Annotated in this window: 23 protein-coding genes; 8 read left to right on the top strand and 15 right to left on the bottom strand. The window is 63.9% G+C overall.

Annotation, left to right across the window (positions count from 1 at the left end):
* Nucleotides 1-9: 9 nt before the first annotated feature.
* From GGR00_RS02470 to GGR00_RS02435, 8 genes are all read right to left on the bottom strand, one after another.
* Entirely contained in the window at nucleotides 10-1,635 is a 1,626-nt protein-coding gene (locus GGR00_RS02470) for an ABC transporter ATP-binding protein (RefSeq protein WP_055969097.1), read from the bottom strand.
* Nucleotides 1,632-2,501 (bottom strand): ABC transporter permease, encoded by an 870-nt coding sequence (locus tag GGR00_RS02465; protein WP_055969094.1) that lies wholly within the window; start codon nucleotides 2,499-2,501, stop codon nucleotides 1,632-1,634. Before GGR00_RS02465 ends, GGR00_RS02470 begins: the two co-directional genes overlap by 4 nt.
* A complete protein-coding gene (locus tag GGR00_RS02460; RefSeq protein ID WP_055969091.1) occupies nucleotides 2,498-3,445 on the bottom strand; it encodes an ABC transporter permease in 948 nt (315 codons plus the stop codon). The genes GGR00_RS02465 and GGR00_RS02460 overlap by 4 nt, the downstream gene beginning before the upstream one ends.
* Nucleotides 3,446-3,522: 77 nt before the next feature.
* A complete protein-coding gene (locus GGR00_RS02455; RefSeq protein WP_184697630.1) occupies nucleotides 3,523-5,004 on the bottom strand; it encodes an ABC transporter substrate-binding protein in 1,482 nt (493 codons plus the stop codon).
* A 138-nt stretch (nucleotides 5,005-5,142) separates the two neighbouring features.
* Nucleotides 5,143-6,423, bottom strand: a complete 1,281-nt coding sequence (locus GGR00_RS02450; RefSeq protein ID WP_055969089.1) for an acetylornithine deacetylase/succinyl-diaminopimelate desuccinylase family protein — start codon at nucleotides 6,421-6,423, stop codon at nucleotides 5,143-5,145.
* A gap of 112 nt (nucleotides 6,424-6,535) precedes the next feature.
* A complete protein-coding gene (locus GGR00_RS02445) occupies nucleotides 6,536-7,036 on the bottom strand; it encodes a RidA family protein (RefSeq protein WP_055969086.1) in 501 nt (166 codons plus the stop codon).
* Nucleotides 7,037-7,161: 125 nt separating this feature from the next.
* On the bottom strand, nucleotides 7,162-7,575 hold the full coding sequence (locus GGR00_RS02440) for a c-type cytochrome (RefSeq protein ID WP_055969083.1): 414 nt from the start codon (nucleotides 7,573-7,575) through the stop codon (nucleotides 7,162-7,164).
* A 49-nt stretch (nucleotides 7,576-7,624) separates the two neighbouring features.
* Nucleotides 7,625-9,226: a flavin monoamine oxidase family protein gene (locus GGR00_RS02435; protein WP_246441254.1), complete on the bottom strand. Its 1,602-nt coding sequence runs from the start codon at nucleotides 9,224-9,226 to the stop codon at nucleotides 7,625-7,627.
* 309 nt (nucleotides 9,227-9,535) lie between these two features.
* Here GGR00_RS02435 and GGR00_RS02430 point away from each other — a divergent pair, with 309 nt between their 5' ends.
* The 4 genes from GGR00_RS02430 (at nucleotide 9,536) to GGR00_RS02415 (ending at nucleotide 14,846) form a co-directional block, all read left to right on the top strand.
* Nucleotides 9,536-9,961 carry a L,D-transpeptidase gene (locus tag GGR00_RS02430; RefSeq protein ID WP_055969077.1) on the top strand — a complete coding sequence of 142 codons (426 nt, stop codon included), beginning with the start codon at nucleotides 9,536-9,538 and terminating at the stop codon, nucleotides 9,959-9,961.
* Between the two features lie 347 nt (nucleotides 9,962-10,308).
* Complete coding sequence (locus GGR00_RS02425) at nucleotides 10,309-13,158, top strand: molybdopterin oxidoreductase family protein (protein ID WP_055969074.1); 2,850 nt, start codon at nucleotides 10,309-10,311, stop codon at nucleotides 13,156-13,158.
* On the top strand, nucleotides 13,155-13,922 hold the full coding sequence (locus GGR00_RS02420; RefSeq protein WP_055969071.1) for a 4Fe-4S dicluster domain-containing protein: 768 nt from the start codon (nucleotides 13,155-13,157) through the stop codon (nucleotides 13,920-13,922). Before GGR00_RS02425 ends, GGR00_RS02420 begins: the two co-directional genes overlap by 4 nt.
* 3 nt (nucleotides 13,923-13,925) lie before the next feature.
* Nucleotides 13,926-14,846 (top strand): dimethyl sulfoxide reductase anchor subunit family protein, encoded by a 921-nt coding sequence (locus GGR00_RS02415; RefSeq protein ID WP_184697627.1) that lies wholly within the window; start codon nucleotides 13,926-13,928, stop codon nucleotides 14,844-14,846.
* Between the two features lie 9 nt (nucleotides 14,847-14,855).
* On the opposite strand, the gene GGR00_RS02410 is transcribed toward GGR00_RS02415, so the two are convergent.
* From GGR00_RS02410 to GGR00_RS02385, 6 genes are all read right to left on the bottom strand, one after another.
* A complete protein-coding gene (locus GGR00_RS02410) occupies nucleotides 14,856-15,803 on the bottom strand; it encodes a lipid A biosynthesis lauroyl acyltransferase (protein WP_184698068.1) in 948 nt (315 codons plus the stop codon).
* Between the two features lie 64 nt (nucleotides 15,804-15,867).
* On the bottom strand, nucleotides 15,868-16,896 hold the full coding sequence (locus GGR00_RS02405; protein ID WP_055969065.1) for a zinc-binding dehydrogenase: 1,029 nt from the start codon (nucleotides 16,894-16,896) through the stop codon (nucleotides 15,868-15,870).
* A 42-nt stretch (nucleotides 16,897-16,938) separates the two neighbouring features.
* Complete coding sequence (locus GGR00_RS02400) at nucleotides 16,939-18,210, bottom strand: beta-ketoacyl-ACP synthase (RefSeq protein ID WP_184697624.1); 1,272 nt, start codon at nucleotides 18,208-18,210, stop codon at nucleotides 16,939-16,941.
* A gap of 18 nt (nucleotides 18,211-18,228) precedes the next feature.
* Entirely contained in the window at nucleotides 18,229-19,416 is a 1,188-nt protein-coding gene (locus GGR00_RS02395) for a beta-ketoacyl-ACP synthase (RefSeq protein WP_184697621.1), read from the bottom strand.
* Between the two features lie 17 nt (nucleotides 19,417-19,433).
* Nucleotides 19,434-19,742 carry an acyl carrier protein gene (locus tag GGR00_RS02390; RefSeq protein WP_183260656.1) on the bottom strand — a complete coding sequence of 103 codons (309 nt, stop codon included), beginning with the start codon at nucleotides 19,740-19,742 and terminating at the stop codon, nucleotides 19,434-19,436.
* Nucleotides 19,743-19,878: 136 nt separating this feature from the next.
* The gene (locus GGR00_RS02385) at nucleotides 19,879-20,424 is read right to left on the bottom strand and encodes a histidine phosphatase family protein (protein WP_184697618.1); all 546 of its coding nucleotides are present in this window, start codon (nucleotides 20,422-20,424) and stop codon (nucleotides 19,879-19,881) included.
* A 164-nt stretch (nucleotides 20,425-20,588) separates the two neighbouring features.
* Here GGR00_RS02385 and GGR00_RS02380 point away from each other — a divergent pair, with 164 nt between their 5' ends.
* The 4 genes from GGR00_RS02380 (at nucleotide 20,589) to GGR00_RS02365 (ending at nucleotide 25,045) form a co-directional block, all read left to right on the top strand.
* Nucleotides 20,589-21,539: an AEC family transporter gene (locus tag GGR00_RS02380; protein ID WP_055969053.1), complete on the top strand. Its 951-nt coding sequence runs from the start codon at nucleotides 20,589-20,591 to the stop codon at nucleotides 21,537-21,539.
* Nucleotides 21,540-21,682: 143 nt separating this feature from the next.
* Nucleotides 21,683-23,140 (top strand): NAD-dependent succinate-semialdehyde dehydrogenase, encoded by a 1,458-nt coding sequence (locus GGR00_RS02375; RefSeq protein ID WP_055969050.1) that lies wholly within the window; start codon nucleotides 21,683-21,685, stop codon nucleotides 23,138-23,140.
* 251 nt (nucleotides 23,141-23,391) lie between these two features.
* On the top strand, nucleotides 23,392-23,832 hold the full coding sequence (locus tag GGR00_RS02370; RefSeq protein ID WP_055969047.1) for a FixH family protein: 441 nt from the start codon (nucleotides 23,392-23,394) through the stop codon (nucleotides 23,830-23,832).
* 34 nt (nucleotides 23,833-23,866) lie between these two features.
* Nucleotides 23,867-25,045: a cytochrome-c peroxidase gene (locus GGR00_RS02365; protein WP_246441253.1), complete on the top strand. Its 1,179-nt coding sequence runs from the start codon at nucleotides 23,867-23,869 to the stop codon at nucleotides 25,043-25,045.
* Here the strand turns inward: GGR00_RS02365 and GGR00_RS02360 are convergent, their stop codons facing one another.
* Nucleotides 25,046-25,498 (bottom strand): Lrp/AsnC ligand binding domain-containing protein, encoded by a 453-nt coding sequence (locus GGR00_RS02360; RefSeq protein ID WP_055969041.1) that lies wholly within the window; start codon nucleotides 25,496-25,498, stop codon nucleotides 25,046-25,048. It lies immediately after the preceding gene.
* Nucleotides 25,499-25,657 lie beyond the last annotated feature (159 nt).

The raw sequence follows: 25,657 nt of genomic DNA, 5'->3' as shown, positions 1-25,657 counted from the left end.
GCCGGCAGATCAGCCCTGTTCTTGCAGCCGCCTTGCAATGGCCCTGTGCAGGTCGGGTGCTGCCGACACGAGCGCTTGCGCCGCTTCCGTTGAGGGCTGGCTGAGCACGTCCGAGGTCTTGCCGCGCTCGACGATCCGCCCTTCATGCATGACCAGCACGTCGTCGGTGATGGCGCGGGCCACGGTCAGGTCGTGGGTGATGAACAGATAGGCGACGCCGAGCTTCTGGTTGAGCTCGGCGAACAGGTCGAGGATCTGGGCGCGGATCGAAACGTCGAGCGCCGACACCGGTTCGTCGGCCACCACCAGCTTGGGCCGGGTGATGATGGCACGCGCGATGGACAGCCGCTGGCGCTGGCCGCCGGAAAATTCGTGCGGATATTTCTCCATGTCCGACCGGCCGAGGCCGACCTCGTGCAGCGCGCGGGCGACCATGTCGCGGCGTTCCTTGCGGTCGGGACGGCGCTCCAGCAGGTGCAGGGGCTCGGCGACCAGACGTTCGACGGTATGGCGCGGATCGAAGGAGCCGTAGGGGTCCTGGAACACCACCTGCATGTTGCGACGCGGCCGCCGCAGTTCCGCCTCGCTGCGCCCGGCAATGTCCAGGCCGCGAAACTTGATGGCGCCCGAGGTCGGCGTGTCGAGCGCCAGGATCATGCGGGCGAGGGTGGACTTGCCACAGCCGGAACGCCCGACGAGCGCCACCGAGGCGCCGGGTTTCATCGTCAGCGAGACATTGTCCACCGCACGCACCGGTTCCGGCCTGGAAAACAGCGACCGGCGCGTGCCGGGATAGTCGCGCGTGACGTTTGCCACGTCGAGCAGGTTGTCGGCACCGGCTTCTTCGACATGCGGCCTCACCCGCGCCGGTACATGCGTGGAAGCAAGCGCGAGCTGGCGTGTGTAGGGGTGGGTGGCTTCCGACAGCGTGCGGGCGGTGTCGCCGCTTTCCACCACCGTACCCTGGCGCAGGATGGTGATCCGGTCCGCCATCTCGGTGACCACCGCAAGGTCGTGCGAGATGAACAGCAGGCTCATCCTGTTTTCGTCGACCAGTTCCTTGAGCAGGTCGAGGATCTGGGCTTGCAGCACCACGTCGAGCGCGGTCGTCGGCTCGTCGGCGATCAAAAGCTTCGGCTTGAGCGCGCAGGCGATCGCAATGGCCACGCGCTGGCGCTGGCCGCCGGACAGTTCGTGCGGATAGCGCGACAGCGCGAATTTCTGCTCGGGAAGGCCGACGCGGTCGAGGATTTTCCTGGCGCGCTCCTCAGCCTCGCGGCGACTGGCCCTGGTGTGCCAGCGGATGCCTTCTGCGACCTGTTCGCCAATGGTCTTGACCGGATTGAGCGCGGTCATCGGCTCCTGGAATACCATGCCGATGTCATCGCCGCGCAGCGCGCACATCTGCGGTTCGGTCGCGCCGAGAATATCGATGCCGTTGAAGGAGATACGCCCCTTCATCTGGGCATGGGCGGGCGTGAGCCGCATGACGGCAAGGGCAGTCATAGACTTGCCGGAGCCGGATTCGCCGACCAGACCCAGCACCTCGCCGGGGGCAATGGACAGGTCGATGTCCTTCAACAGAGACAGGCTGCCGATCTTCATCGACAGTTTTTCGATCTCGAGCAGGCTCATGGCCGGCGCCTCGCGCGCGGATCGAAGATGTCGGAGATGCCGTCGCCGAGCAGGTTGAGGCCGAGAACGGTGAGAAGGATGGCGCAGCCGGGGAACAGGGCGAGCCAGGGCGCCACCATCATCAGCGTCTGCGCATCGAACAGCATCCGGCCCCAACTCGGCATCGGCGGCTGCGTGCCGAGCCCGACATAGGACAAGGCGGCCTCGGCGAGGATGCCGAGCGCGAACTGGATGGTGCCCTGGACCAGCAGCAGATTGGCAATGTTGGGGATGATGTGCTCGATGGTGATGCGTGCCTTGCCCTTACCGGCGGCGCGTGCGGCAAGGATGTACTCGCGGGGCCAGATCGACAGCGCACCGGCACGCGCCACGCGGGCGAACACCGGGATGTTGAAGATGCCGATGGCGATGATGGCGTTGATGGCGCTGGGGCCGAAGACGGCCGTGATCATGATCGCAGACAAAAGGGCAGGAAAGGCAAAGATGAGGTCGTTGAAGCGCATCAGCGCCTCGTCGATCCAGCCGCCGCGGGCAGCCGCCCAGCAGCCGAGCGGCACGCCTATGCCCATGCCGATGCCGACGGCGACGAGCGCCACGGCAATCGAGTTGCGGGACCCGATCATGATCATCGACAGGACGTCGCGGCCGAAATGGTCGGTGCCGAACCAATGGGCAGAGGAGGGCGGCTGCATGCGATCGGCGACGATCAGCCTGGTGACGTCGAAGGGCGTCCAGAAGAACGAGACAAGCGCCAAGGCTGCAACGACCAGGGTGATGAACAGGCCGATGACGAAGGAGCGGTTGGCAAAGGCCCTGCCGGCGAGGGCGCCGAGGGTCGACGGGGTGCCGGGAGCCATGCTGCTCATTGCCGTGTCCTCAGGCGGGGGTCGACCAGTGCGTAGGAGAGGTCGACGAGCAGGTTCACGGTCACCACGGCGGCGACGAGCAGCATGACCACGCTTTCGACGACGATCAGGTCGCGCTGGGTGATCGCCTGGAACACGAGCCTGCCGAGGCCGGGCAGATAGAAGACGTTTTCGATGATGATGGTGCCGGCGAGCAGGAAGGCGAATTGCAGGCCCATGATGGTCAGTACGGGGATCATGGCATTGCGCAAGGCATGCCGCCACATCACCGCGCGCATCGGCATGCCCTTGGCGCGGGCCGTGCGGATGTAGTCCTCGCCGAGAACCTCGACGAGGGCCGCACGGGTGACACGGGCGAGGATTGCTGCCTGCGGCAAGGCCAGCGCTACCGCCGGCAGGATCAATGCCTTGAGGGCAGGCCAGGCGCCGGCTCCCCAGCCGGGAAAGCCGCCTGCCGGAACCAGCCGCAGCCAGACGGCGAAGACATAGACCAGCAGAAGCGCGAACCAGAAATTGGGCATCGCGACGCCGATCTGCGCCACTGCCATGGCCGCGGTGTCGCCGGCCCGGCCCCGGCGCGCGGCGGCAAACAGCCCGACGGGAATGGCAATGAGCGTCGACAGCGCGAGTGCGATGACGGCGAGCGGAAAGGAAACGACGATGCGCTCCCTGATGAGGTCGATGACCGGAACCGAGTAGGTGTAGGATTTGCCGAAATCGAGCGACAGCAGGCCCCGGGCCCAGTCGAGATAGCGCACGATCAGCGGCTGATTGAGCCCCATCTGGTCGCGCAGCAGTTCGACCTGGGCTTCGCTGGCATTCATGCCGAGCATCACGCGGGCAGGGTCGCCCGGCACCACCTCGAGCATCAGGAATACCACGACCGAAGCGACCACGAGGGTCGCAGCACCGATCAGCAGGCGTTTGAGCAGATAGGCGGTCATCGGCTCAAACTGCCCGAGAAAACGCCGCTCCGAAAGCTCGCAAGGGTTGCGGAGCGGCTGAGTTCACAGGGTTCTTGTCAGTCGGCCCACTTGACCTTGGTCAGGTCGTTGGCCTGGATCGGCGAGTTCTCCCAAAGGCCTTCGACCTTGGCGTCCCAGATGCCGACCTTCGGCAGCTCGAACAGGAAGCCGTTGACGGCATCGTCGGCGAGGATCTTCTGCGCCTGCTTGTAGAGTTCGCTGCGCTTGGCCTCGTCGGAGGTCAGGTTGAGCTCGTCGATGACCTTGTTGAAGGCAGGGTTGTCGTAATTGAAGTAGTAGTCCTTGCGGGCGTAGATATCGATGTCGTTCGGTTCGGTGTGCGAGACGATCGAAAGGTCGTAGTCCTTGTCGGTGAACACCTGCTTGAGCCAGTCGGCCCATTCGACCGGGATGATCTGCAGGTCGATGCCGATCTCGCGCAGCTGCGAGGCCACGATCTCGCCGCCCTGGCGGGCATAGCCGACTGGGGGCAGCTTCAGCGTTGCCTTGAAGCCGTCGGGAAGCCCGGCCTCCTTGAGCAGTTCCTTGGCCTTGGCGATATCGTGCGGATAGGTGCCGGTGAGGTCGACATAGGCAGGGTTGTGTGGCGCAAAATGCGAACCGATCGGCGTGCCGAGCCCGCCGGTGGCGCCATCGATCAGCGCCTTGCGGTCGAGCGCATGCGCTATCGCCTGGCGCACCTTGAGATTGTCGAAGGGCGGCCGCTTGTTGTTGGTCGACAGGACCGTTTCGCCTTCGGTGGTGCCGATGACGACCTTGAAGCGCGGGTCGGCCTTGACCTGGGCGAGGGCGTCGCCGAGCGCGAAATTGGGCAAGGCCTGCACGTCGCCGGACAGCAGGGCAGGGATCGCTGCGGCGGCATCGGGGATGATGCGGAACTCGGCCTTGTCGAGCGCGACCGGATCGCCCCAGTAGGCATCGGCCTTAACGAGCGTGATCGCAGAGCCCTTGGCCCAGTTCTGGAACTTGAACGGCCCGGTACCGACGGGCTTTTCCTTGTTGGTCTCGGCCGTCTCGGGCGCAACGATGACCGCATCGCCCCAGCCGAGGTTGTAGAGGAATGACCCGAGCGGGTTCTTCAGCGTCACCTTGATGGTGGCGGGGTCGACCACCTCGACATTGTCGATCGGCGCGAACAGGCCCTTCTGGGCGTTGACCGAGGCTTCGCCGCGGGCGCGGTCGAGCGAGAACTTCACGTCGGAGGCTTCGAAATTGCTGCCGTCGTGGAATTTCACGCCCGCACGCAGCTTGAACGTATAGGTCTTGCCGTCGTCGGAAACGGTCCAGCTCTCGGCAAGGTCGGGCAACACTTCGCCACGCGAACCGATGCGGGTCAGGCCTTCGAAAACGTTGGCATACAGCACTTCGTCGATGGCCGCGGCGGCACCCGCGGTCGGGTCGAGGTGAGGCGGTTCCAGCGGCATGCCGAGCACGAGATCCGTGCGCGCGGCCATTGCGGCGGTGCTGGATGCCAGCGCCAGCGCCGCGGCTGCCAGGATTGTTTTCCACTGCGTCATGCTCAGATCTCCCCGCTTCATTTCGATCGGCCGGATAGAAGCGCGATTTTCCAGCCGAGTAAATCAAGTTTGTTGCAATTGCAGCAGCGCTGCCGAACTGAATTTCCCCGGCGGCGCGGACCAGCGTTGCTTGCGTGTTCAGCCGTTGGACTGGCCGCGCAGCAAGATGTCCAGCCCGATTGCCATTACCTTGGCCGATTGCACCATGTCATCTATGCCCACCCACTCGTCGGGCCGGTGCGCGAGGTCGAGAATACCGGGGCCATAGGCGATGCAATCGTAGAGATGGCCGATACGGGCGACGTGTTTCTGGTCGTATGTGCCGGGCGAGATGACGTATTCCGGTTCCTTGTCGAAGATCTCGCGGATACCCTTGGCGATGGCCGAGGCGACCGGCGCATCGCGCTCGGTCATCAGCGGCTGGACTTCCATGATGTCGCGGATCTCGTAGTCGAATTTCTTGCGCTCGCGCTTCAGGCGATCGAGGATGCTTGTGACCTCCCCCTTCACATCGAGGATATTCTCCTCGAGCAGGAAGCGCCGGTCGATGGTCAGCCGGCATGAATCAGGCACGTTGGGTGACGGCAGGCCAGGACGGAAGTCATCGGTCTGGCCGCCATGGATGGAGTTGATGTTCATCGTCGAGCGCCGCGCGCCTTCGGGCACCACCGGCATGCGCGTGGACTTGCGGTCAAGCGCAGGAAACAGCTCCCGTTCGAAGGCTTCGAGCACCGCGCCCATGTGGCGGACGGCGCAGTCGCCGAGAAACGGCATCGAGCCGTGGGCGATCTCGCCCTTGGTCTCGATCTCCGCCCACCAGACGCCACGATGGCCGAGGCAGATCCGATCCTTGTTGAGCGGTTCCGGGATGATGACGTGGTCGACCTTGGGCTTTGAGAAATAGCCCTTGCCGGCGAGGTAGGCGACGCCGCCGAAGCCGCCCGACTCCTCGTCGACCGTGCCCGATATCTCGATGGCGCCGGGGAAGTCGGGGTTCACGTCCATGAACGCTTCGGCCGCGATGATGGAGGCGGCGAGCCCGCCCTTCATGTCGCAGGCGCCGCGGCCATAGACGCGGCCGTCTCGGATGACCCCCGCGAACGGATCCACGGTCCAGCCTTCGCCAGCCTCGACGACGTCGATATGCGAGTTGAAATGAACCGTCTGGCCACGCGTCCGGCCGTCGAAGCGGGCAACGACGTTGACCCGCGGATAGCGGTCGGTGTCGCCGGGCGTGCCCTCGGCCCTGATGTATTCGACGCCGAAACCGCGCTTCGCCAGGCGATTGCCCAGATACTCCGCGCAAGGGCGATAGGCGTCGCCAGGCGGGTTGATGGTGGGAAAGCGGATCAACTCCGCCGTGAGTTCCGCCAACTCGTTGCGTCGGTCGTTTATGATCCTGAAAAGCTTGTCATACATGCTGCCGACGCGAACCCGATTTTGCTGTCGATGTCAGTCTTGCGCATCCGCGCAAGCGTGTCGAGCACAGCCGGCCGTCCGGAATGCCAGGCGGCCGGACAAAAGATTCCCGTCAGGGACGAACGGCAGTGACTTCGATCTCGACCAGCCAGCCGGGCGCAACGAGGCTGGCAACCTGCATCACCGAGCGCGCCGGCAGGTTGGGCTGCTCCTTGGTGCCGAAGAATTGGGTGTAGCCTTCCATGAAACCGGTGAAATCCATCTTGCCGCCCTTGTCGGGGTCCCCAACCAGGAACACCTGCATCTTGATCACGTCGCCCATCTTCAGGCCGAGGCCGTCGAGCGTCTTTTCGATCGACTTCAATACCGATTCGGTCTGGGTCCTGGTGTTGCCGTAGGCGGCGAGGCTGCCTTTCTCGGCCTTTTCGTCAACGACGGACGGCACCGCGCCGCTGACATAGACGGTCGTCTTGCCGGCTGGCACCTCGACCGCCTGGGCGATGGGAAAATCCGAATTGGGAACCTTGTGGCGCACGATGTCCTGGGCCATCGCGCTGCCGCCGAAGAAAAGGCCAGCCGCAAGCGCGGCGGCGCCGATCCGCATCTTTGTCATCTCTTACTCCTATGCCGCATGGAAATGGAGCAGCCGGCAGAACCGCCGGCCGCCTTAGTCAGGTCGGAGCGCCGCTCCAACCCGTTGAACTGGCATCATCAAGGCTCGATTCTGGCGATGATGTGTCAGCGCGAGCCGGCGACGTCTTCGGCTGTCACTGCATCCTTGTAGTCGTTGCCGAAATTGGTCCTGACATAGTTGACCACCGCGGCGACCTGGTCGTCGCTCATCATCTTGCCGACCGGCGGCATGCCTTTCAGGCCGTGCAGCAGGACATAGACCGGGTAGCCGCCGGCCTCCAGGTTCACGTTCTTGGCGAGGGCAGGGTACTTGCCGGCGCCGACCGCGCCCTGGCCCTGGTCCATGTGACAGGCCTGGCAGACATTGGCGTAGAGTTCCTGGCCGGTCTTTTCGGAGAAGTTGTCGCCGTCGCTGAAAGTCGCGCCGGCCGAATCGGCGAAGGCGCTCGCGGCCGTGAATGCCGTGAAGGCGATCGTTGCGGCCAAGAGGCCAAGTGAATGCTTGGATTGCTGGGTCATGATGGCATGCCTTGCGAAAACGAGGGGTGAGGGACGGACGGCATGACCGTCATCCCGCGACGACACGTTGATGCAGCCTGGTGATGGCATCGAGCGACGACAGGATCGCGCCTTCCATCCACGCCGGGATGTAGGAGGCGTGCTCGCCGGCCAGCACGATGCGTCCGTCGATCTGGCACAGGTTGTCGTAGTGCTGCTTGCGCGCTTCCTCGGTCCAGTCGCCGGCGCAGCCGAGCGTGAAGGGCGACCGGTGCCAGGCCATCGAGATGCCGTTCTCGAACTCGTCCTTGTATTGCGGATGGATCATCGCGCCGTATTCGACCGCGCGCTTGACGCGTTCCTCCGGCGCCATCGAGGTGAATTCGTAGGAATGCGGCCCATTCCAGGTGTAGGCGCCGAGCAATACGCCCTTGCCATCGGTGTTGAAGCTGGTGCTTGGATAGGAAATCTGGGTGATCGGCAGGTCGGTGTAGCTGACACCGCCGAAGATCAGGTCGTCCTGCTCCCAGAAGCGGCGCTTGAATTGCAGGCCAACCTTGACCGAGGAGGCATAAGGCACCGCCTCGATGGCTGCCTGCATCGGCGCGCCGACATTGATTTCGATCTGGCTGAGGATGGTAAGCGGAATCGTGCAGATACACCAGTCGGCCTTTTCCTCGGCCGTCGTGCCGGGCTTTTGCACGTCCTCATAGGTGACGGTCACGCCCTTTTCGTCCTGATGGATCTTGGAGACCTTGGCGTTGTAGGTGATGAGATCGCCGACCTCCTTGGTGAAGGCCTTGCCGATCATGTCGATGCCGCCAACCGGCTGGAACATGGTCGTCTGGAATTCGTAGAGCGCGAAGTTGGCGAGGCTGCCCCACAGGCCCGAACTCAGGATGTCGGTCAGCGCGATCGGGTCGCTGGGCACTGGCGCCGCGCCGAGGCCGCCGCCGGGATCCTTGGCAAAGCCGCGGAACTCGGAGTTGGCGACGCTCTTGGTGTAGGCATAGTCCTTGTCGAGCGCCCCCCACGAGCGCAGCGCTTCGACCAGCATCTCCTGGTCTTCCTTGGTGACGCCGCCTTCGAGTTTGCCGGTGTGGGCGACCTTGGCCAGCAATTCCGAGACATGGCCCTGGAAGTCGATCTTGATGTCGCGCACGCGCTGGGGCTTGCCGCCAAAGGCCTTGGACGAATGCAGGAAGGCATTGTGGTTGAGCTGCTGAAACGGCTCGAGCGTGACGCCGAGGCGGCGGCAATAGGCCAGGAGCCCGTTGTGGTGGTAGGGAATGCGCCACGGGCCGGGGTTGATGTAGAGGCCTTCGTCGAATTCGCATTTCTGCGTCGCGCCGCCAAGCTCGGTGTAGCTGTCGCCGCCGCGCAGCGTCCAGTTACGGCCTCCCGACCTGTTGTTGTATTCGAGGATCTTGACCTTGTAGCCAGCCTGCCGCAGCTCGAGGGCGGCGGTCATGCCGGCGAGGCCAGCGCCCAGGATGAGCACGGTGGCGCCCTTCGGATCGCCCTCCAGCTTGACCGGTCCCTTGTAGCCGGATTCAACGGCCAGGCCGAGGCTGGTCATGGCCTGGTACATCGCCGCCGTGCCCGCCGTCAGGCCGATCAACGACAGCAGGTTGCGCCTGCTCATACCGTTAAAATATTGGGATGATTGCATTTTTGAGATCCTCCGGGCGACGGTCCGCTGTTGGCCGCACGTTATCCGGCTGGAGCACGATGGAACGTTGCTCCAGCTGCACGGGCGAGCCTATGCCCATGCATGGGCGAGTCAACTGGGCCAGAAGGGGCGACGACGGGAGCTGGTTTGGGCCACCTGAACGCCGGCAAGAAGCGCAAATGCTACCTGTGGTCGGCACCGAAGACGCCGGGCTCATCCTATGCGCTCAATTTACCAACCGTAGAGTTTTTCATGGTCCCCTATTGGTGCAGGCAGGGAAAAAACTGCCGACAGGGGAGTGTGCGAACAATGTACAAGGCTCTCTTCATGGCCGCTACTTTGGCCCTTGCCGGATTTCCGGCGCAGGCATTGGCCGATGTTCTTGTCGCCAGGGTCAATGTCTCGAGCCAGACCATGACGGTCAGCATGGACGGACGGGTGATCCACAGATGGCCGGTTTCGACGGCGCGCAGGGGATATGTCACGCCGCGTGGCAGTTGGCGGCCCAAGCGCCTGCATCGCATGTGGTACTCGCAGAAATATGACAATTCACCGATGCCTTATTCGGTCTTCTACAATGGCGGCTACGCCATCCATGGCACTGGCGCGGTCAGGCAACTCGGCCGGCCGGCCTCGCACGGTTGCGTCCGATTGCAGACATCCAACGCTGCAAGGTTCTATGCCCTGGTCAAGGAAGTCGGGGCAGGCAACACGAGAATCGTGGTGACAAACTAGGTCTTCCAGGCGGAAACATACGTACCATTTGCCCCGATATCGGCATTTCTGTTGCAGAATTGCTTCATGCCGCAGTCAAAAACCGGAATTTGCCCTCGACCGAGGGGCTCAAGAATTGCCACCGATCACGTCGGTGCTAATGTGCCGTCAATCGAGCTTTGGGGTGACGTGCCTGCGAAAAGGCCGGGGAGTGGGGGCTCCCCGGCTTTTTCATTTCCGGCACAACATGAGCCGCTCGATCTAAGTTCTGATCGGCAAATAGACAAATTTTGCCGTAGAGAGCCATTTTCAAGCATTTCCTTTCGGCGACCGCCTCGCTAGGACTCTTCTTCAGGGGAGGCCGCCGGATGAAATCAGAACCGCATCTAGCGCTTTCGGAACCCGTCTCCGACGAGGTCCGCAAGACCACCTGCTACATGTGCGCCTGCCGTTGCGGCATCGACGTCCATCTGAAGGACGGCAAGGTCCGTTACATCGAGGGCAACCGCGACCATCCGGTTAATCGGGGGGTGCTGTGTGCCAAGGGGTCGGCCGGCATCATGCAGCATTATGCGCCGGCGCGGCTGCGTGCTCCGCTGCTGAGGACCGGTCCGCGCGGTTCCGGCGAATTCAAGGAGATTTCCTGGGACGAGGCCCTGGCCCTGGCGACCGGCTGGCTGGACGGCGTCAGGCAGGACGATCCGAAGAAGCTGGCCTTCTTCACAGGCCGCGACCAATCACAGTCTCTGACCGGGTTCTGGGCGCAGCAGTTCGGCACCCCCAACTATGCCGCTCATGGCGGCTTCTGCTCGGTCAACATGGCCGCCGCCGGCATCATGACCATTGGCGGGGCGTTCTGGGAGTTCGGTGCGCCCGACTGGGACCGAACCAAGCTGTTTGTCATGTTCGGGGTCGCCGAAGACCACGATTCCAATCCGATCAAGATTGGCATCTCGAAGCTCAAGAAGCGCGGCGCGCGCTTTGTCTCGGTCAATCCGGTGCGCACGGGTTATTCCGCCGTCGCGGACAACTGGATCGGCATCCGCCCCGGCACCGACGGCCTGCTGATCCTTGCGGTCGTGCACGAACTGCTCAAGTCGCGGAAGATCGATGTCGACTACATCGTGCGCTATTCCAACGCAACATGGCTGGTGGTCGACGCGCCCGGGACGGCCGAGCATGGACTTTTCGTGCGCGACGACAACGGCAAGCCGCAGGTCTTCGAGACGGTCACCGAGCACGTCGTGCCGCTGGGCACCAAGGGAGCGCGGGCAGCCCTTTCCGGCCGCGTCGAGCTGCCGGATGGCCGTTATGCCGTGCCCTCGTTTCAATTGCTCGCCGAAAAATATCTCGATCCGCAATATGCGCCGGAAGCGGTTGCCCGGGAGACCGGCGTTTCGGCCGAGGTGATACGTGGCCTTGCCGCCGAGATCGCGCGCGTCGCCTTCGACGAGGCGATTTCCATAGACCAGCCCTGGACCGACATGAATGGCGAACGCCACGAGGCGTTTATCGGCCGTCCGGTGTCGTTCCATGCCATGCGCGGGCTGTCGGCCCACTCCAATGGCTTCCAGACGGCGCGGGCGCTGCACATGCTGCAGGTGCTCATCGGTGCGGTCGACTGCCCCGGCGCTTTCCGCTTCGAGCCGCCTTATCCCAAGCCGATCGAGGCGCATCCGACGCCGCACGGCAAGGCCGAGCATTTTGGCTCCAACAAGCCGTTGTCGGGCCCGCATCTCGGCTTTCCCAGGGGGCCGGAAGACCTGCTCATCGATGCGCAGGGCCGGCCAATGCGCATCGACAAGGCATTCTCGTGGGATGCGCCGATCTCTGCCCACGGGCTGATGCACATGGTGATCGCCAATGCGCATGCCGGCGACCCTTATCCGATCGATCTGATGTTTCTCTATATGGCCAACATGGCCTGGAATTCGTCGATGAACACGGCCGGCGTCATCAAGATGCTGGAGGACAAGGATCCTGCGACCGGCGAGTACCGCATCCCGAAGATCATCTATTCGGACGCCTATTCCTCCGAGATGGTCGCCTATGCCGACCTCGTGCTGCCCGACACGACCTATCTCGAACGCCACGATTGCATCTCGCTGCTCGACCGGCCGATCTCCGAGCCGGATGCGGTGCAGGATGCGATTCGCTGGCCGGTGGTCGAGCCCGACCGCGACGTGCGCGGCTTCCAGACCGTTCTTCTCGACCTCGGCTCGCGGCTCAAGCTGCCGGGTTTCGTCGATAGCCGCGGCAAGGCGCTCTACAAGGACTATGCCGACTACATCGTGCGCCACGAGCGGCGGCCCGGCATCGGCCCGCTGGCCGGGTTCCGCGGCAGCAATGGCGACCGGGCCGGGCGAGGGGCAATCAATCCCGAGCAACTCGATCGCTACATCGAGAACGGCTCGTTCTTTTCGGCCCATATTCCGCTCGAAGCGCAGTTCTTCAAGCATGCCAACAAGGCCTACCAGGACTTTGCCGTGCGCATGGGCTTCTTCGACGAGCCGAAGCCGGTGACCTTCCAGCTCTACCAGGAAACACTGCAGAAATTCCGCCTCTCGGCTGAGGGCCTGCGCGAACCGGTAGCACCCGAGACGCATCGCGAGCGCATCCTCGCGGCCTTCGATCCATTGCCGGTTTGGTACCGGCCGTTCGAGGAGGCCGCCGTCAGCCGCGAGGACTATCCCTATCACGCCATCACCCAGCGGCCGGCGGCGATGTATCACTCCTGGGGCTCGATGAATGCATGGCTGAGGCAGATCCACACCCGGAACCCGCTCTACGTGCCCGCCGCCATCTGCGACGAGATCGGACTTGTCGACGGCGATTGGGTCTGGGTTATTTCGCATCACGGACGCATCAAGGTCGAGGCCGCTCGGATGGAGGCGGTCAACTCCAGTACGATCTGGACCTGGAACGCGATCGGCAAGCGGGAGGGTGCCTGGGCGCTCGACAAGGACGCGCCGGAAGCCAAAAAAGGCTTCCTGATGAACCACTTGATCCATGAACTTCTGCCGCCGAAAGGCGATGGCATGCGCTGGTCGAATTCCGATCCGATTACCGGCCAGGCAGCCTGGTACGACCTCAGGGTGCGGATCGAGAAGGCCGACCGCGCCGAGGTCAGCGAACCGCATTTTTCTGCCCTGGCGCAGCCGGGCGGCGAGCGGCCGCATGTGGACGAATTGCGCTACGGCCAGGAGTGGGCGAAATGACTCTTTTGCCGTCAGTGCCAACGCCGAGGAAGCTGGGTCTGGTCATCGACCTCGACGTCTGTGTCGGCTGCCATGCCTGTGTCATCAGTTGCAAGGAATGGAACACCGGCGGTTACGGCGCGGCGCTGTCGGACCAGGACCCGTATGGGGCTGATGTGTCCGGCACCTTCCTCAACCGCATCCACACCTTCGAGGTGGTGCCCGAGGGCGGCCAAGTGATCGGCGAGGCCGGCGAAGCCCGCATCGTGCACTTCCCAAAGTCCTGCCTGCATTGCGAGGACGCTCCGTGTGTCACGGTGTGCCCGACGGGTGCTTCCTACAAGCGTGCCGAAGATGGCATCGTGCTCGTCGACGAAAGCAAATGCATCGGCTGCGGGCTGTGCGCCTGGTCCTGCGCCTATGGCGCGCGCGAGATGGACCTTGCCGCAGGCGTGATGAAGAAGTGCACGCTCTGCGTCGACCGCATCTACAACGAGACGCTGAAGGAGGTCGACCGCGTGCCGTCATGCGTGCGCACATGTCCTGCCAATGCCCGCCATTTCGGCGACCTCGCCGATCCCGGTTCGGAGGTGTCGCGCATGGTGGCCGAACGCGGCGGCTTCGACCTGATGCCGGAACAGGGTACGCGCCCGACCAACAAATATCTGCCGCCGCGGGCGCGCAAGCCGCTCGCCGCGAGCGCCGGCGCTGCCGTGCTTGCCGAGAACACCGATGGCGCCAAAGGCTTCTTTGCCTGGCTCGACGGCATGCTGGACCGAATCTGAAATATGCATCCTGCACCTTCCATCATTCTGTTCACCACGCTTTCCGGGCTCGGCTACGGCCTTGCGGCCGTTCTGGGGCTAGGACTGCTCGACGCTTCGGGCCTGTCGGTGAAGGTCGCGCATCTGGCTGCGTTGGCGATGATAGCCGGTGGGCTGCTGTCGTCGACGCTGCATCTCGGCAATCCGCAGCGCGCCTGGCGAGCCCTGTCGCAATGGTGGTCGAGCTGGCTGTCGCGCGAAGGCGTGATGGCGATCCTGACATTCGTGCCTCTGACGATCTCAGCGTGGTTTGCGGTCGTGGAGGGGGGCTACCAGCCGGTCGCCGGCCTGGTTGGCGCGGCCATGTGCGGGATCACCGTCTACTGCACGGCGATGATCTATGCCTCGTTGCGCTCGATCCAGGCCTGGAATACCGGCTTTACACCGCTTTGCTACTTGCTGTTTGCCGGAGCCGGTGGCTTCCTGCTCGCTTCCGTCGCGGGATATGCATCCGGCGCCGGCGGCACGGTGTGCGCCGTCATCGCCGCCCTGTTTGTCGTGGCGGCGTGGCTTGCCAAGCACCAGTGGTGGACACGCCTGCGGGCCCTTGCTCCCCTGTCGACGCCGGAGAGCGCCACCGGGCTCGGCAACATCGGCCGGGTCAGGCTGTTCGAGCGACCGCATATCAACGACAACTACCTGACCCGTGAAATGGGCTTCAAGGTCGCCCGCAAGCACGCGCTCAAGCTGTCGCGCCTGGCCATTCTTGCAGGCGGTGCGATGCCGATCGTGTTGCTGATCGTGGCCATTGTTGCCGGCGGCGGTGCGGTTGCGGTGATCGCTGCCATGCTGGCGGTGCTGCTCTATGCCCTCGGCCTCGCCGTCGAACGCTGGCTGTTCTTCGCCGAGGCTCGTCACGCCGTCATGAATTATTACGGCGGATAGCGCGTCGGCTCAGGAGTCGGCAGTCGTCTTGCTGGTCTTGTTGACCTTCCGGCGCTTGCCTCCGTAAAGAGACCAGCGCTTGTGGAACCACATCCACTGCCCGGGGTCCTCGCGAATCCAGCGCTCGACGGTGTCGTTGAGCATCTGGGTCGTCGCCTGTACGTCGACAGCGCCGTCAACCAGCCGCGGCAGCGTCAGCTTTTCCTCTACGGACAGCCGGTAGCGGTTGCCCGGAAGCCGGACGCAATGGGCGGGATAGACATCGCATTCATAGTGGCGCGCGAGCATGGCGAGCACCGGGTTGGTTTCGCATTCGCGACCAAAGAAGGTTGTCCGCAGGCCACGATTGAACTTCTGGTCGACGAGCACCCCGACGTTGCCGCCGCGATCGAGGATGCCGGCCAGCGCGAATGAGGCGCCGCGCTGCGAGGCAAGCAGGTCACCCATGTTCGAGGTGCGTGTCGAGAGGATGTACTCGGCGAGATACGGATTGTTCGGCGGCCTGAACAGCGCCGTGATCTTCATGCCGAAGGTCGCCGCAGCAACGGGCAAGAGCTCGAAATTGCCGAGATGTGCGGTGAAGACGATGTGCGGCTTCTGCTCGCCCGCGATCTCGGCGAAATGCTCGACGCCCGCCACCTCGATGCGGCCAGGCGTGGTCGCCTCGGGATCGAAATCGAAGATCTTTTCGAGAAAAATGTACTCGGCGCCGAGCCGGCCCATGTTGCCCCACATGTCGAGGGCGATGGCTTCGATCTCGGCTTCGCTCTTTTCAGGATAGGCATTACGCAGGTTGGACAGCGCTACCCGATGGCGGCCGAACCAGGGGCCGACGGTGCGGGCCGCGCGGTCAGCGAAATTGAGCGCCTTGTCGACCGGAAACAGCCGCAGCAGCTTGAGCACCACAAGCGCGACCTGTGCCACCAGCCAGTAGTTCAGCATGCGCAGGCGCCCCATGATCCGAACGATCGTGGGGTTGGGTATCTTGCTGGCCTTCTTGCGGGGCAATTCCGGCAGATCCTCAGTCGATACGGAGGATGATCTTGCCGAACACGTCGCGACCTTCCATCCGCTTCAGTGCGGTGTCGATGGAGGTGAAGTCCACCTCGGTGTCGATGATCGGCTTGACCAGCCCGGCGGCCATCTTCTGCATGGCGTCGGCCATGTTTTCCATGCGGCAGCCGAAGGAGCCGAGGATCTTCAGCTGCTGCTGGAACAGCATCATCAGGTTCATGTCGGTGGAAACGCCTGACGTCGAACCGCAGGTGACGAGGCGGCCGCCACGCTTCAGGCTGAACATGGAGCCGGCCCAGGTGTCCTTGCCGACATGCTCGAAGACGACGTCGACGCCCTTCTTCCTGGTCAGCTTGCGCACCACGCCTTCAAAGCGGTCCTCGCGGTAGTTGATGACATGATCGGCGCCGAGAGCCTTGGCCTTCTCGATCTTGTCGTTCGAGCCGACTGTGGTGATGACGGTGCAGCCCATCTTCTTGGCGAGCTGGATCGCCGCCGAACCGATGCCCGAGCCGCCGGCATGGATCAGGATCGTCTCGCCCGGTTCGAGTTTGGCGTTGTCGAACAGCATGTGCTCGACGGTACCGAAGGTTACCGGAGCGACGGCAGCACCGATGGCGTCGACGCCGGGAGGGGCGGGGACGAGCAGGCGTGCCGGCAGGTTGATCTTTTCCTGGGCGAAGCCGTCGAGGTGGAAGCCGTGCACGCCCGAGACATGCTCGCAGAGATTGTCGCGACCCTCGCGGCAGGGGCGGCAGAGGCCGCAGGTGCGGGCGCCGTAGATCGACACCAGCTGGCCGGGCGCGAGACCGGTGACACCGGGGCCGACCTCGTCAACCTCGCCCGAGGCTTCGGCGCCGATGACCAGCGGCATCTTGCGCTTGGCAAAGGCCATGCCGCGCCAGCCCCACACGTCGATGTGGTTGAGCGCGACGGCCTTGATGCGGAGCGTGACTTCGCCGAGGCCGGGTGGCGGCGGCGGAGCGATGTCCACCTGCTCGAGCCGGCGGTCCTCGACGAGCTGCAATGCGCGCATGATGTCGCTAAATCCTTGTCCCTGGAACGTTGAGACGGTCGCTTAGACCGGTTCCCGCGCCATGACAAGGCAGGTGTTCTGGCCGCCGAAGCCGAAGGAGTTGGAAAGCACGGTGCGAACTTCGGCCTTCCGCTTCACATTTGGCACCACGTCGAGCTCGATCGACGGATCGGGATTGTCGTAGTTGATGGTCGGCGGAATGACGCCTTCGCGCATGGTCATCAGCGAGAAGGCCGCTTCGATGGCACCGGCTGCCGACAGCGTGTGGCCGATCATCGACTTGTTCGAAGACACCGGGATCTTGCGGATGCGCTCGCCGAACACTGTCGACAGCGACAAATGTTCCATCTTGTCGTTTTCGGGCGTCGAGGTGCCGTGGGCGTTGACGTAGTCGATCTCGTCTTCGCCGAGGCCTGCATCGGCGAGGGCGGCCTTGACCGCGCCGATGGCGGGCGAGCCGTCCGGCTTGGATCGGGTGCGGTGGAAGTCGTCAGACTTTTCGCCGCAACCGCGCAGGATGCCGAGCACTTCGGCACCGCGGGCGAGCGCACTTTCGAGCGATTCCAGCACGAGCGCTGCCGAGCCTTCCGCCAGCACGAAGCCGTCGCGGTCCTTGGAGAAGGGCTTGGACGCCTTTTCAGGCACGTCATTGTTGGTCGAAAGCGCGGAAAGCAGCGAGAAGCGGATCAGCGCCTCGGCGGTTGCGGAGCCGTCGGCGCCGACCGACAGCGCGCGGTCGCATTCGCCGCGGCGGATGGCTTCGACGCCAAGCTGGATTGCGGTCGCACCTGAGGCGCAGGCGGTCGAGAGCGTGATCGGCAGGCCGCGCGTGCCGAAAAGGTCGGCAAGGCGGTCGGCGATGGAGCCGAACTGCGCTGTTTCGAACATGTCGAGCGAATTCTGGCTGCGCGCCACCTTGAGCAGGCGCTCGTAGCCCGCACCTTCCTTGTCGCCGGCATAGAGCGCGAGGCGGTCAGCCCAGTCGAGCTCGACCGGGGGCGAGGCCAGGAACAGCGGGCCATCGAAATCCTGATTGTCCAGTCCGGCTTCGGCCACTGCTTCCTTTGCCGCCGTCTCCGCCAGTTCGTAGGTGAGGGCGCTGGAGCCTTTGGTGCTCGACGGCAGGAAGTCGATCATGCCCGAAATCTGGGTGTTGAGGAGATCGACGGGAAAGCGGGTGATGGGGTGGATGCCCGACTTGCCGGAAGTCAGCGCTGCCCAGTTTTCGGCCTTGCCGACGCCGAGCGAGGTGACGACGCCGATGCCGGTGACGGCGACGACGGGTCTGCCGAGATGATCCTTCAGATTGGCCATGTTTTGTCCTGACACCCTTCAGCGCGGCGCGGAAACGAGCGCCAGGCCTTCGAATTGGTGATAGCCGACCGCAGTTGCCAGCACGGATGCGGGCTTTCCGGCAAATGTTTTCTCGCCAGCCTCGAAGGCCGGATAACCGGCACCGCGGCTGACGGCGAGCGCTGCAAGCGCCACCGCGAACGGAAACTGCGCTTCCTTCATGTGTCCCGTGAGCGACGAAAGGGCGCGGGTTGCAATCGCCGGATTGGCCTCGAATGCGGTCTTCTCAGCGGCTGTGGCGGCATGCGCGCCCGAGGCGCCGGAGATCGCCAGCAACTCGCCCGAGGGGAGTTCCGCTTTGGAAAGCAACTCGGCGATGCCTGCTTCGAGCCCGCCATTGCGGCGCCTGGCGCGACCTGAAACGACCGGGCCGAGCTGGGCATAGATCTTCTGGCCGCGCGCTTCGGCATGTTCGCGCGATTCCAGCACGAGGAACGCGCCGCCCGAGCCGGTGACCACGCCGCCGCCTTCCGAGCCACGTCTGTGCCATACCGGCTTCCACGGTCCCCGATGCAGATAGCCGCCGAGTTCGTAGCCGAGCAGCATGTCTGGATGCTCGGTCTGGAAGGCGCCGCCGACAAGCACATGCGTCGACTGTCCCGAGCGGATGCGGGCCGCCGCGGTTTCGATGGCGGCGACGCCGGCGCCTTCTTCGCCCATGAAGGTGCGCGAAGAGCCGGTGACTTTGTGGACGATCGAGATGTTGCCGGCGAGAAGGTTGGAAAGCTGGGCCAGGAAAAGGGTAGGCCGGAGTTCCGTGGTCAGCTTCTCGTTGAGAAGCACATCGTGGTCGGCGCGGTTTTCCGATGCCGCCAGCACGCCGGCGTCGACCGCTTCGTCACGTTCGCCGCCACCGGCCGCCACAACCATGTCCATGGTCGCGCTGAGCTCGTCATTGCCCTTGATGCCGGCGTCGTCGAGCGCCATGCCCGCCGTATAGGTGCCAAGCCGCTGCCAGGTCTCCATCTGCCGCTGGTCGCCGCGCTTGGCGATCTGCTGGCCCCAGTCGATCTCGGGCAGGGGGTGCACGACATAGGGATGGAAGCGCTCGGCGTCGGTGACCGGTGCCACGCCGGGCGCGGTCATCTTGTCCCAGTGGGCGTCACCGCCCTCTCCGAGCGAGGAGACAAGGCCGATGCCCGATATGACGACGTCGCGGTTGACCATGGTTGGCTTCAGCGTGCTCAGGCGTTCTTGGCGGCGACGAGCGCGTCGATCTTGGCGCAGAGGTTCTTCATGACGAAGTATTCGTCGGTCGAAGCCTTGCCGTCGTTGACTTCCTGCGTCCACTTCTCGAGCGGCACCTTGATGCCGAATTCCTTGTCGATGGCAAAGACGATGTCGAGGAAGTCGAGGCTGTCGATGCCCAAGTCGTCGATGGTGTGGCTCTCGGGCGTGATGGTGTCGATGTCGATCTCGCTGGTTTCGGCAATGATCTTGGCGACTTTCTCGAATGTCGTGGACACGTTTTTTCCTTTGATGAGGGCGGTCATGAATCCGGGACAGATTCTGCGCGCATAGTTTTGAGGGGCTGTCTAATCGGTTTTTTCAGACAGGAAAAGGCCAAATCCTGCGCTTTGGTTGACGCTTCCGGCTTTGGACGCAAGGGAAGGCAGGGCAAGCGCTTTGCTAGAAGACGATGCGGCCGAGCACATGCAGCCTTTCTCCTTGCAGGCCGACAATCAGCGCTTCGCCCTCGCGCGCCGACGCTCCTGTCAGCGCCTGGATGTTCTCCAGGTGGGTCACAAGCACGAGATTGTCCGAGCCGGAATAGTTGCGGATGATGTCCAGGATAGCGGCGACATCGACCTCGGCGGTAGCCTCCGTGGGCTTGTCGAGGGTCGCCAAAGGTTCGACCACCTGGTCGTCGAAGGCGAGACGGGCGGTCTCCAGCGTCCGGCAGAATCGGCTGGCCAACACCTTTTCGACAGGGGCAGCGCGGGCGGCGAACAACGCGCCGATCTTGCGCGCCTGCTGGCGGCCGCGGTCGGACAGATTGAGCTGGGTCGCGCATTTCTCGATGTCGAAGTTCGGCGGCTCGACGGTGCCGGTGGTCATGGCGTTGCGCAGCAGCACGACATGGCCGCCGTTGCGCAGCAGTGCCCAGCCGGCTTCGGTGGCCTGGGCAGGCAGGGCGCCGAACAAAAGCATGACCGCAATGGCAACTCTAAGCATGAATGATCCCGAACAGGCGACGCGGATATAGGGATGCCAAAGCCGAATGAAAGGCAAGGTGACGACAAATGCCGGCAGAAGCCGATCTGCCGCAGGGAGCTTGATCGGAGCCGGCCAGGGGGCAATGCTTCTGCAAGCCGATTCCCGTTTACGCCAGTGTGCCGATGTCTCCGCTCGTCGAAACAGTACTCTTCGTCTTTGGCCTCGTGGCGCTGGGTTACATTTCAGGCGTCACCGGTTATCTGCGAATTGAAACCGGCGATGCGCTTTCGGAGTTCGCCATCGGCGTGGCGCTGCCGCTCCTGCTGTTCCGCACCATGGTCGGAGCGGACTTCCACGGCGCGGCGCCGTGGGCCCTGTGGGCGACCTACTTCATCGCCGTTGCGGTTGCCTGGACCGCCGGTCATCTCGTCACCACCCGTCTGTTCGGCCGCGACGGACAGGCAGGCGTGGTCGGCGGCGTCTCGTCGGCCTTTTCCAACCTGGTGTTGCTGGGCATTCCGTTCATGCTCGGCGTCTTCGGCCAGCAGGGCTTCGAGGTCCTTTCGCTGATCGTCTCGGTGCACTTACCGACCATGATGATGGCTTCGATCATCCTTTTCGAGATGTTCGGGCCGCGGCGCGACGAGCCGATGCATCCGCTCGCCATCGTCCGCGATTTCCTGCGCAAGATATTCAGCAACCCGTTGATCATCGGCATCCTGGCCGGCCTTGCCTGGCGGGCGACCGGCTTTCCGCTGCCCTCGCTCGCGACCCGCTTCGTCGATGCGCTGGCCAACATCGCAGGCCCGGTCGCGCTGTTTGCGATGGGGCTCGGGCTCAGGAAGTTCGGCATTTCCGGCAACATCAAGCCGGCACTCGCGCTGTCGGTACTCAAGTTGATGCTGATGCCAGCTGTCGCGCTCGCCTTTGCCTGGCTGTTCGGGCTGCCACCATTGCCGGCCAAGGTGGCGGTGGCGGCGGCGAGCCTGCCTTCGGGCGTCAATTCCTACCTTATCGCGACGCAGTTCGGCACCGGCCAGGCGCTCGCCTCCAACCAGATGACGATCGCCACCGCCTGCGCGGTGGTGACGACCGCCTTCTGGCTGACGGTCGCAACGATGGTGTTCGGCTAAGGGCTGGACCAGCGTCATGCCACAATGTGGTTGATCGCCTGGCTTTTAGCGCGCTACTAATTTTGCACCAGCGCGCCAGGCATTGGCCGATCCGAAGACGGACGCTCCCCGCGTCCAACCGGCGCCATATCAGGAGGTGAGCCATGCTCCAGAAAGCCAGTCAGTTCATGCGGCAGGCCAATCTCATCAATGGCGAATGGGTACAGGCCGATTCCGGCAAGACCATCGATGTCATCAACCCGGCGACCGGGCTGAAGATCGGCACGGTGCCGAAATCCGGGGGCGCGGAAACGCGCCGCGCCATCGAGGCGGCCAACGAAGCCTTCAAGAGCTTCCGCAAGACCTCGGCGCTCGAACGCTCGAAGCTGCTGCGCAAGCTTCACGACGCTATCATGGACAACCAGGACTCGCTTGCCGAGCTGCTGACCATCGAGCAGGGCAAGTCGCTGACCGAATCCCGCGGCGAGATCGGCTCATCGGCAGCCTATGTGCTGTGGTTCGCCGAGGAGGCGCGCCGCACCTATGGCGACGTGGTGCCGTCGCCCTGGGCCGACCGCCGCATCCTCGTCACCAAGGAGCCGGTCGGTGTCATCGCAGCGATCACGCCGTGGAATTTCCCGTCATCGATGCTGTCGCGCAAGCTCGGACCGGCACTTGCCGCGGGCTGCACCGCCGTGGTCAAGCCCGCATCGCAGACGCCCTATTCGGGCCTCGCCTGGGGCGCGCTGTGCGAGGAAGTCGGCTTCCCCAAGGGGGTGGTCAATGTGCTGACCGGCTCGGCCGGCGAAATCGGCGACGAGATCTGCGCCAATCCGCTGGTCAAGAAGATCACCTTCACCGGCTCGACCGAGATCGGCAAGCTGCTGATCGAGAAGTCGGCTTCGACGGTCAAGAAGGTGTCGATGGAACTTGGCGGCAACGCGCCGTTCATCGTCTTCGACGACGCCGACATCGACCGCGCGGTCGAGGGCTCGATCACCGCCAAGTACCGCAATTCGGGCCAGACCTGCGTCTGCACCAACCGCTTCTTCGTGCAGGCCGGCATCTACGACGCGTTCGTCGAGAAGTTCGCGGCGGCGTCGAGCAAGCTCAAGGTCGGCTCGGGTCTCGACGAAGGCGTCCAGCAGGGCCCGTTGATCGACGGCAAGGCGGTCGAGAAGGTCGAGGAATTCATCTCCGACGCCACCGCCAAGGGCGGCAAGGTGGTTGCCGGCGGCAAGAGGCACGCGCTCGGCGGCTCGTTCTTCGAGCCGACGGTCATTGCCAATGCGACGACCGAGATGAAGTTCATGAAAGAAGAGATTTTCGGCCCCGTCGCGCCGGTCTTCCGCTTCGAGACCGAGGAGGAGGCCATCGAGCTTGCCAACAACACCGAGTTCGGCCTGGCGTCCTATTTCTACACCGGCAATCTCGGCCGCGCCTTCCGGGTGATGGAAGGGTTGAAATATGGCATGGTCGGCGTCAACGAGGGCCTGATCACCACGCCGGAGGCGCCGTTCGGCGGCGTCAAGGAGTCCGGGCTCGGCCGTGAGGGCGGGCATCAGGGAATCGAGGACTATCTCGACACCAAATATGTCTGCATCGGCGGGCTGGGATTGTAGGGCTCGAGCCATCGCTCTCTCGAGACGCGCGGCATGTCCGCGCGTTTTCTTTGCTTGAATTCTGAGAAACGGAATCCGAAAAGGCAGGCAGGCCGTTGTTCTGACTGCTTTTTCCTTGAGTTTTCCGGGGCTGCCGCGCTGTCGTTTCCTGAATGGCGTTCCGTTCGCCGCTGCGCCATGTTGCGGTCTGTGAATCGGCGGCGGGACGGATGGGCCGGCGACATTCGTTGACGGTATGATGTGGAGGGCAGATGGGTTCGACTGGGCGCATGGTGGTCGGGGCATTCGGCCTGGTGGCGCTGGCAATCGGGTTCCTGGCGGTCGTTTTCCTGACTGCGCCTGCGGCACCTGGACCCGATCTTGCACGCGCGAAAACCTCTCTCAAGGGGCTCTATTCCATCGCCATAGCGCCGGAATCCGGCGAGCCGAAGCAAGGCGACCTGCATTCGTGGGTCGTGACTGTGACGACGCGGCAGGGCGCTCCGGTCGACAATGCCAGCTTCACGATAGGCGGCGGCATGCCGGAGCATGCCCATGGCCTGCCGACCAGCCCGGAGGCGACATCCTATCTCGGCGATGGCCGCTACCGCATCGAGGGCATGAAGTTTTCGATGACCGGCTGGTGGCAGCTGAAGTTCGGCATCACGGCGCCAGCAGGGGCCGACGAAGCCACGTTCAACCTTGTGCTGTGAGGAAATGAACAGGACGTCGCTCCGCAGACTGGCAATGGCCGTATCGCTGACGGCATTGCTTGGTGGGTGCGGCCAGCCTGAATTCACCGACGTCGAGAAGCGTACGATCGCATTGATGTCGCTGTCGGCGCTCGCACCCTTGCCGCCGGATCCGACCAACCGCTTCGCCGACGATCCGGGCGCTGCGGCGCTGGGCGCGACGCTGTTCTTCGATACCGGGATGAGCCGCGACGGCAACGTCGCCTGCGGCACTTGCCACAAGATCGACCGCCAGTTTCAGGACGACCTTCCGCGCGGTATCGGCGTGGCCGAGACCAACCGGCGCACGATGCCGCTGGCGGGCGTGGCGCGTGATCCGTTCTTCTTCTGGGACGGCCGGAGGGACAGCCTGTGGTCGCAGGCACTGGTGCCGCTGGAAAACCCGCTCGAGCATGCCGGTACACGCACTTCTTATGCGCACTACATCAAGCGCCGCTTTGGCGAACGCTATGAGCGAATCTTCCGGCCTTTGCCTGATCTCACGGGACTGCCGGCAAATGCCGGGCCATTCGGCGCGCCGTCCGAGCGGGCGGCCTGGGCAGCGATGACGGAGAAGCAACGCGATGGGGTCGACCTTGTGTTCGCCGATATAGGCAAGGCGATGGCGGCTTTCGAGCGCTCGCTGGTTCATATGCCGACCCGCTTCGATCGGTTTGCCGATGCCCTTGCCAGGGGCACCGCACCGGCGGGCGATGCCGCGCTCTCCGAGGAAGAGGAGGCGGGCCTGCGGCTGTTCATCGGCAAGGCCAGTTGCTCGACGTGCCACACCGGTCCGCGCTTCACCGACAACCACTTCCACAACACCGGCGTGCCGCCGGTCGTCGGCCTGCCTGTCGATCGGGGGCGCATCGCGGTCGTGGACGAGGTGCGCGCGGATCCGTTCAACTGTCTTGGAAAATTTCGCGACGGCGACGAGGAGGCATGCGGCGAGCTGCGCTTCATGCAGAAGAGTTCGCCGGAACTGATCCGCGCCTACAAGACGCCGTCGCTGCGCGGTGTCGCCGGCCGCGCTCCCTACATGCATGCCGGCCAGTTCGCCACGCTGGAGCAAGTGGTTGACCATTACGCCAAGGCCGCAGCGAGCATCGAGGGCGAGACGGAAATCCACCCGCTCCAGCTTTCCGACCGCGAGCGCGCCGCCTTGGTGGCGTTCCTCAAGACCCTGTCGGACTGATCAGCGGTCCTTGACCGTTTCCATCGCCACGAATGTCGAGGTCTGGGCGACATGGGGCAAGGCGGAGATGCGCTCGCCGAGCACGCGGCGATAGGCGGCGATGTCCTTGGTGCGCACCTTGAGCAGATAGTCGAAACTCGCCGCCATCATGTGGCACTGCTCGATCTCGCGCACGGCGTGCACCGCGCGGTTGAAATCGTCGAGCGCGGCCGAGCGGGTATCCGACAGCTTGACCTGGACGAAGGCGACGTGGCCTTCGCCCATGCGCTCGCTGTCGATGACCGCCTGGTAGCCCTTGATGTAGCCATCTTTTTCCAGCCGCTTGACCCTTGCCTGGACCGGGGTCTTGGAAAGTCCGACTTTTGTGGCAAGCTCAGCCATCGACAGGCGGCCATCGCGCGTCAGGGCGAACATGATGTTGCGGTCGATGCGGTCCAATTGGTCTTCAGTCATGAGAAATGCAGCGTTAATGAGGGATTTGAACGCCAGATCGTAGATGATTTGATCTGCAAAGTCGAATTTTTTGGACCGGCCATATCCGGGGTGTTGTGTTAGTTTTCGACAAAGGCTCGGCAGCGAGTTTCCCGCCGGGCACAGCCTCAACCGCTCGAC

Source organism: Aminobacter aganoensis (genome assembly GCF_014206975.1).
In the GTDB taxonomy this organism is placed as follows: Bacteria; Pseudomonadota; Alphaproteobacteria; order Rhizobiales; family Rhizobiaceae; genus Aminobacter; species Aminobacter aganoensis.
Note: the sequence above shows the minus strand (reverse complement) of the source record. Positions and strands in the feature narration are given on the sequence as shown.

Excerpts from the sequence above, each read along its gene's own strand:
- GGR00_RS02425 (WP_055969074.1), top strand. The coding sequence starts at position 10,309 with ATGAAATCAGAACCGCATCTAGCGCTTTCGGAACCCGTCTCCGACGAG.
- GGR00_RS02390 (WP_183260656.1), bottom strand. The coding sequence starts at position 19,742 with ATGACCGCCCTCATCAAAGGAAAAAACGTGTCCACGACATTCGAGAAA.
- GGR00_RS02360 (WP_055969041.1), bottom strand. The coding sequence starts at position 25,498 with ATGACTGAAGACCAATTGGACCGCATCGACCGCAACATCATGTTCGCC.
- GGR00_RS02420 (WP_055969071.1), top strand. The coding sequence starts at position 13,155 with ATGACTCTTTTGCCGTCAGTGCCAACGCCGAGGAAGCTGGGTCTGGTC.
- GGR00_RS02375 (WP_055969050.1), top strand. The coding sequence starts at position 21,683 with ATGCTCCAGAAAGCCAGTCAGTTCATGCGGCAGGCCAATCTCATCAAT.
- GGR00_RS02450 (WP_055969089.1), bottom strand. The coding sequence starts at position 6,423 with ATGTATGACAAGCTTTTCAGGATCATAAACGACCGACGCAACGAGTTG.
- GGR00_RS02465 (WP_055969094.1), bottom strand. The coding sequence starts at position 2,501 with ATGAGCAGCATGGCTCCCGGCACCCCGTCGACCCTCGGCGCCCTCGCC.
- GGR00_RS02440 (WP_055969083.1), bottom strand. The coding sequence starts at position 7,575 with ATGACCCAGCAATCCAAGCATTCACTTGGCCTCTTGGCCGCAACGATC.
- GGR00_RS02415 (WP_184697627.1), top strand. The coding sequence starts at position 13,926 with ATGCATCCTGCACCTTCCATCATTCTGTTCACCACGCTTTCCGGGCTC.
- GGR00_RS02395 (WP_184697621.1), bottom strand. The coding sequence starts at position 19,416 with ATGGTCAACCGCGACGTCGTCATATCGGGCATCGGCCTTGTCTCCTCG.
- GGR00_RS02405 (WP_055969065.1), bottom strand. The coding sequence starts at position 16,896 with ATGCGCGCATTGCAGCTCGTCGAGGACCGCCGGCTCGAGCAGGTGGAC.
- GGR00_RS02400 (WP_184697624.1), bottom strand. The coding sequence starts at position 18,210 with ATGGCCAATCTGAAGGATCATCTCGGCAGACCCGTCGTCGCCGTCACC.
- GGR00_RS02370 (WP_055969047.1), top strand. The coding sequence starts at position 23,392 with ATGGGTTCGACTGGGCGCATGGTGGTCGGGGCATTCGGCCTGGTGGCG.
- GGR00_RS02410 (WP_184698068.1), bottom strand. The coding sequence starts at position 15,803 with ATGGGGCGCCTGCGCATGCTGAACTACTGGCTGGTGGCACAGGTCGCG.
- GGR00_RS02380 (WP_055969053.1), top strand. The coding sequence starts at position 20,589 with ATGTCTCCGCTCGTCGAAACAGTACTCTTCGTCTTTGGCCTCGTGGCG.
- GGR00_RS02365 (WP_246441253.1), top strand. The coding sequence starts at position 23,867 with ATGGCCGTATCGCTGACGGCATTGCTTGGTGGGTGCGGCCAGCCTGAA.
- GGR00_RS02455 (WP_184697630.1), bottom strand. The coding sequence starts at position 5,004 with ATGACGCAGTGGAAAACAATCCTGGCAGCCGCGGCGCTGGCGCTGGCA.
- GGR00_RS02435 (WP_246441254.1), bottom strand. The coding sequence starts at position 9,226 with ATGCAATCATCCCAATATTTTAACGGTATGAGCAGGCGCAACCTGCTG.
- GGR00_RS02470 (WP_055969097.1), bottom strand. The coding sequence starts at position 1,635 with ATGAGCCTGCTCGAGATCGAAAAACTGTCGATGAAGATCGGCAGCCTG.
- GGR00_RS02445 (WP_055969086.1), bottom strand. The coding sequence starts at position 7,036 with ATGACAAAGATGCGGATCGGCGCCGCCGCGCTTGCGGCTGGCCTTTTC.
- GGR00_RS02385 (WP_184697618.1), bottom strand. The coding sequence starts at position 20,424 with ATGCTTAGAGTTGCCATTGCGGTCATGCTTTTGTTCGGCGCCCTGCCT.
- GGR00_RS02430 (WP_055969077.1), top strand. The coding sequence starts at position 9,536 with ATGTACAAGGCTCTCTTCATGGCCGCTACTTTGGCCCTTGCCGGATTT.
- GGR00_RS02460 (WP_055969091.1), bottom strand. The coding sequence starts at position 3,445 with ATGACCGCCTATCTGCTCAAACGCCTGCTGATCGGTGCTGCGACCCTC.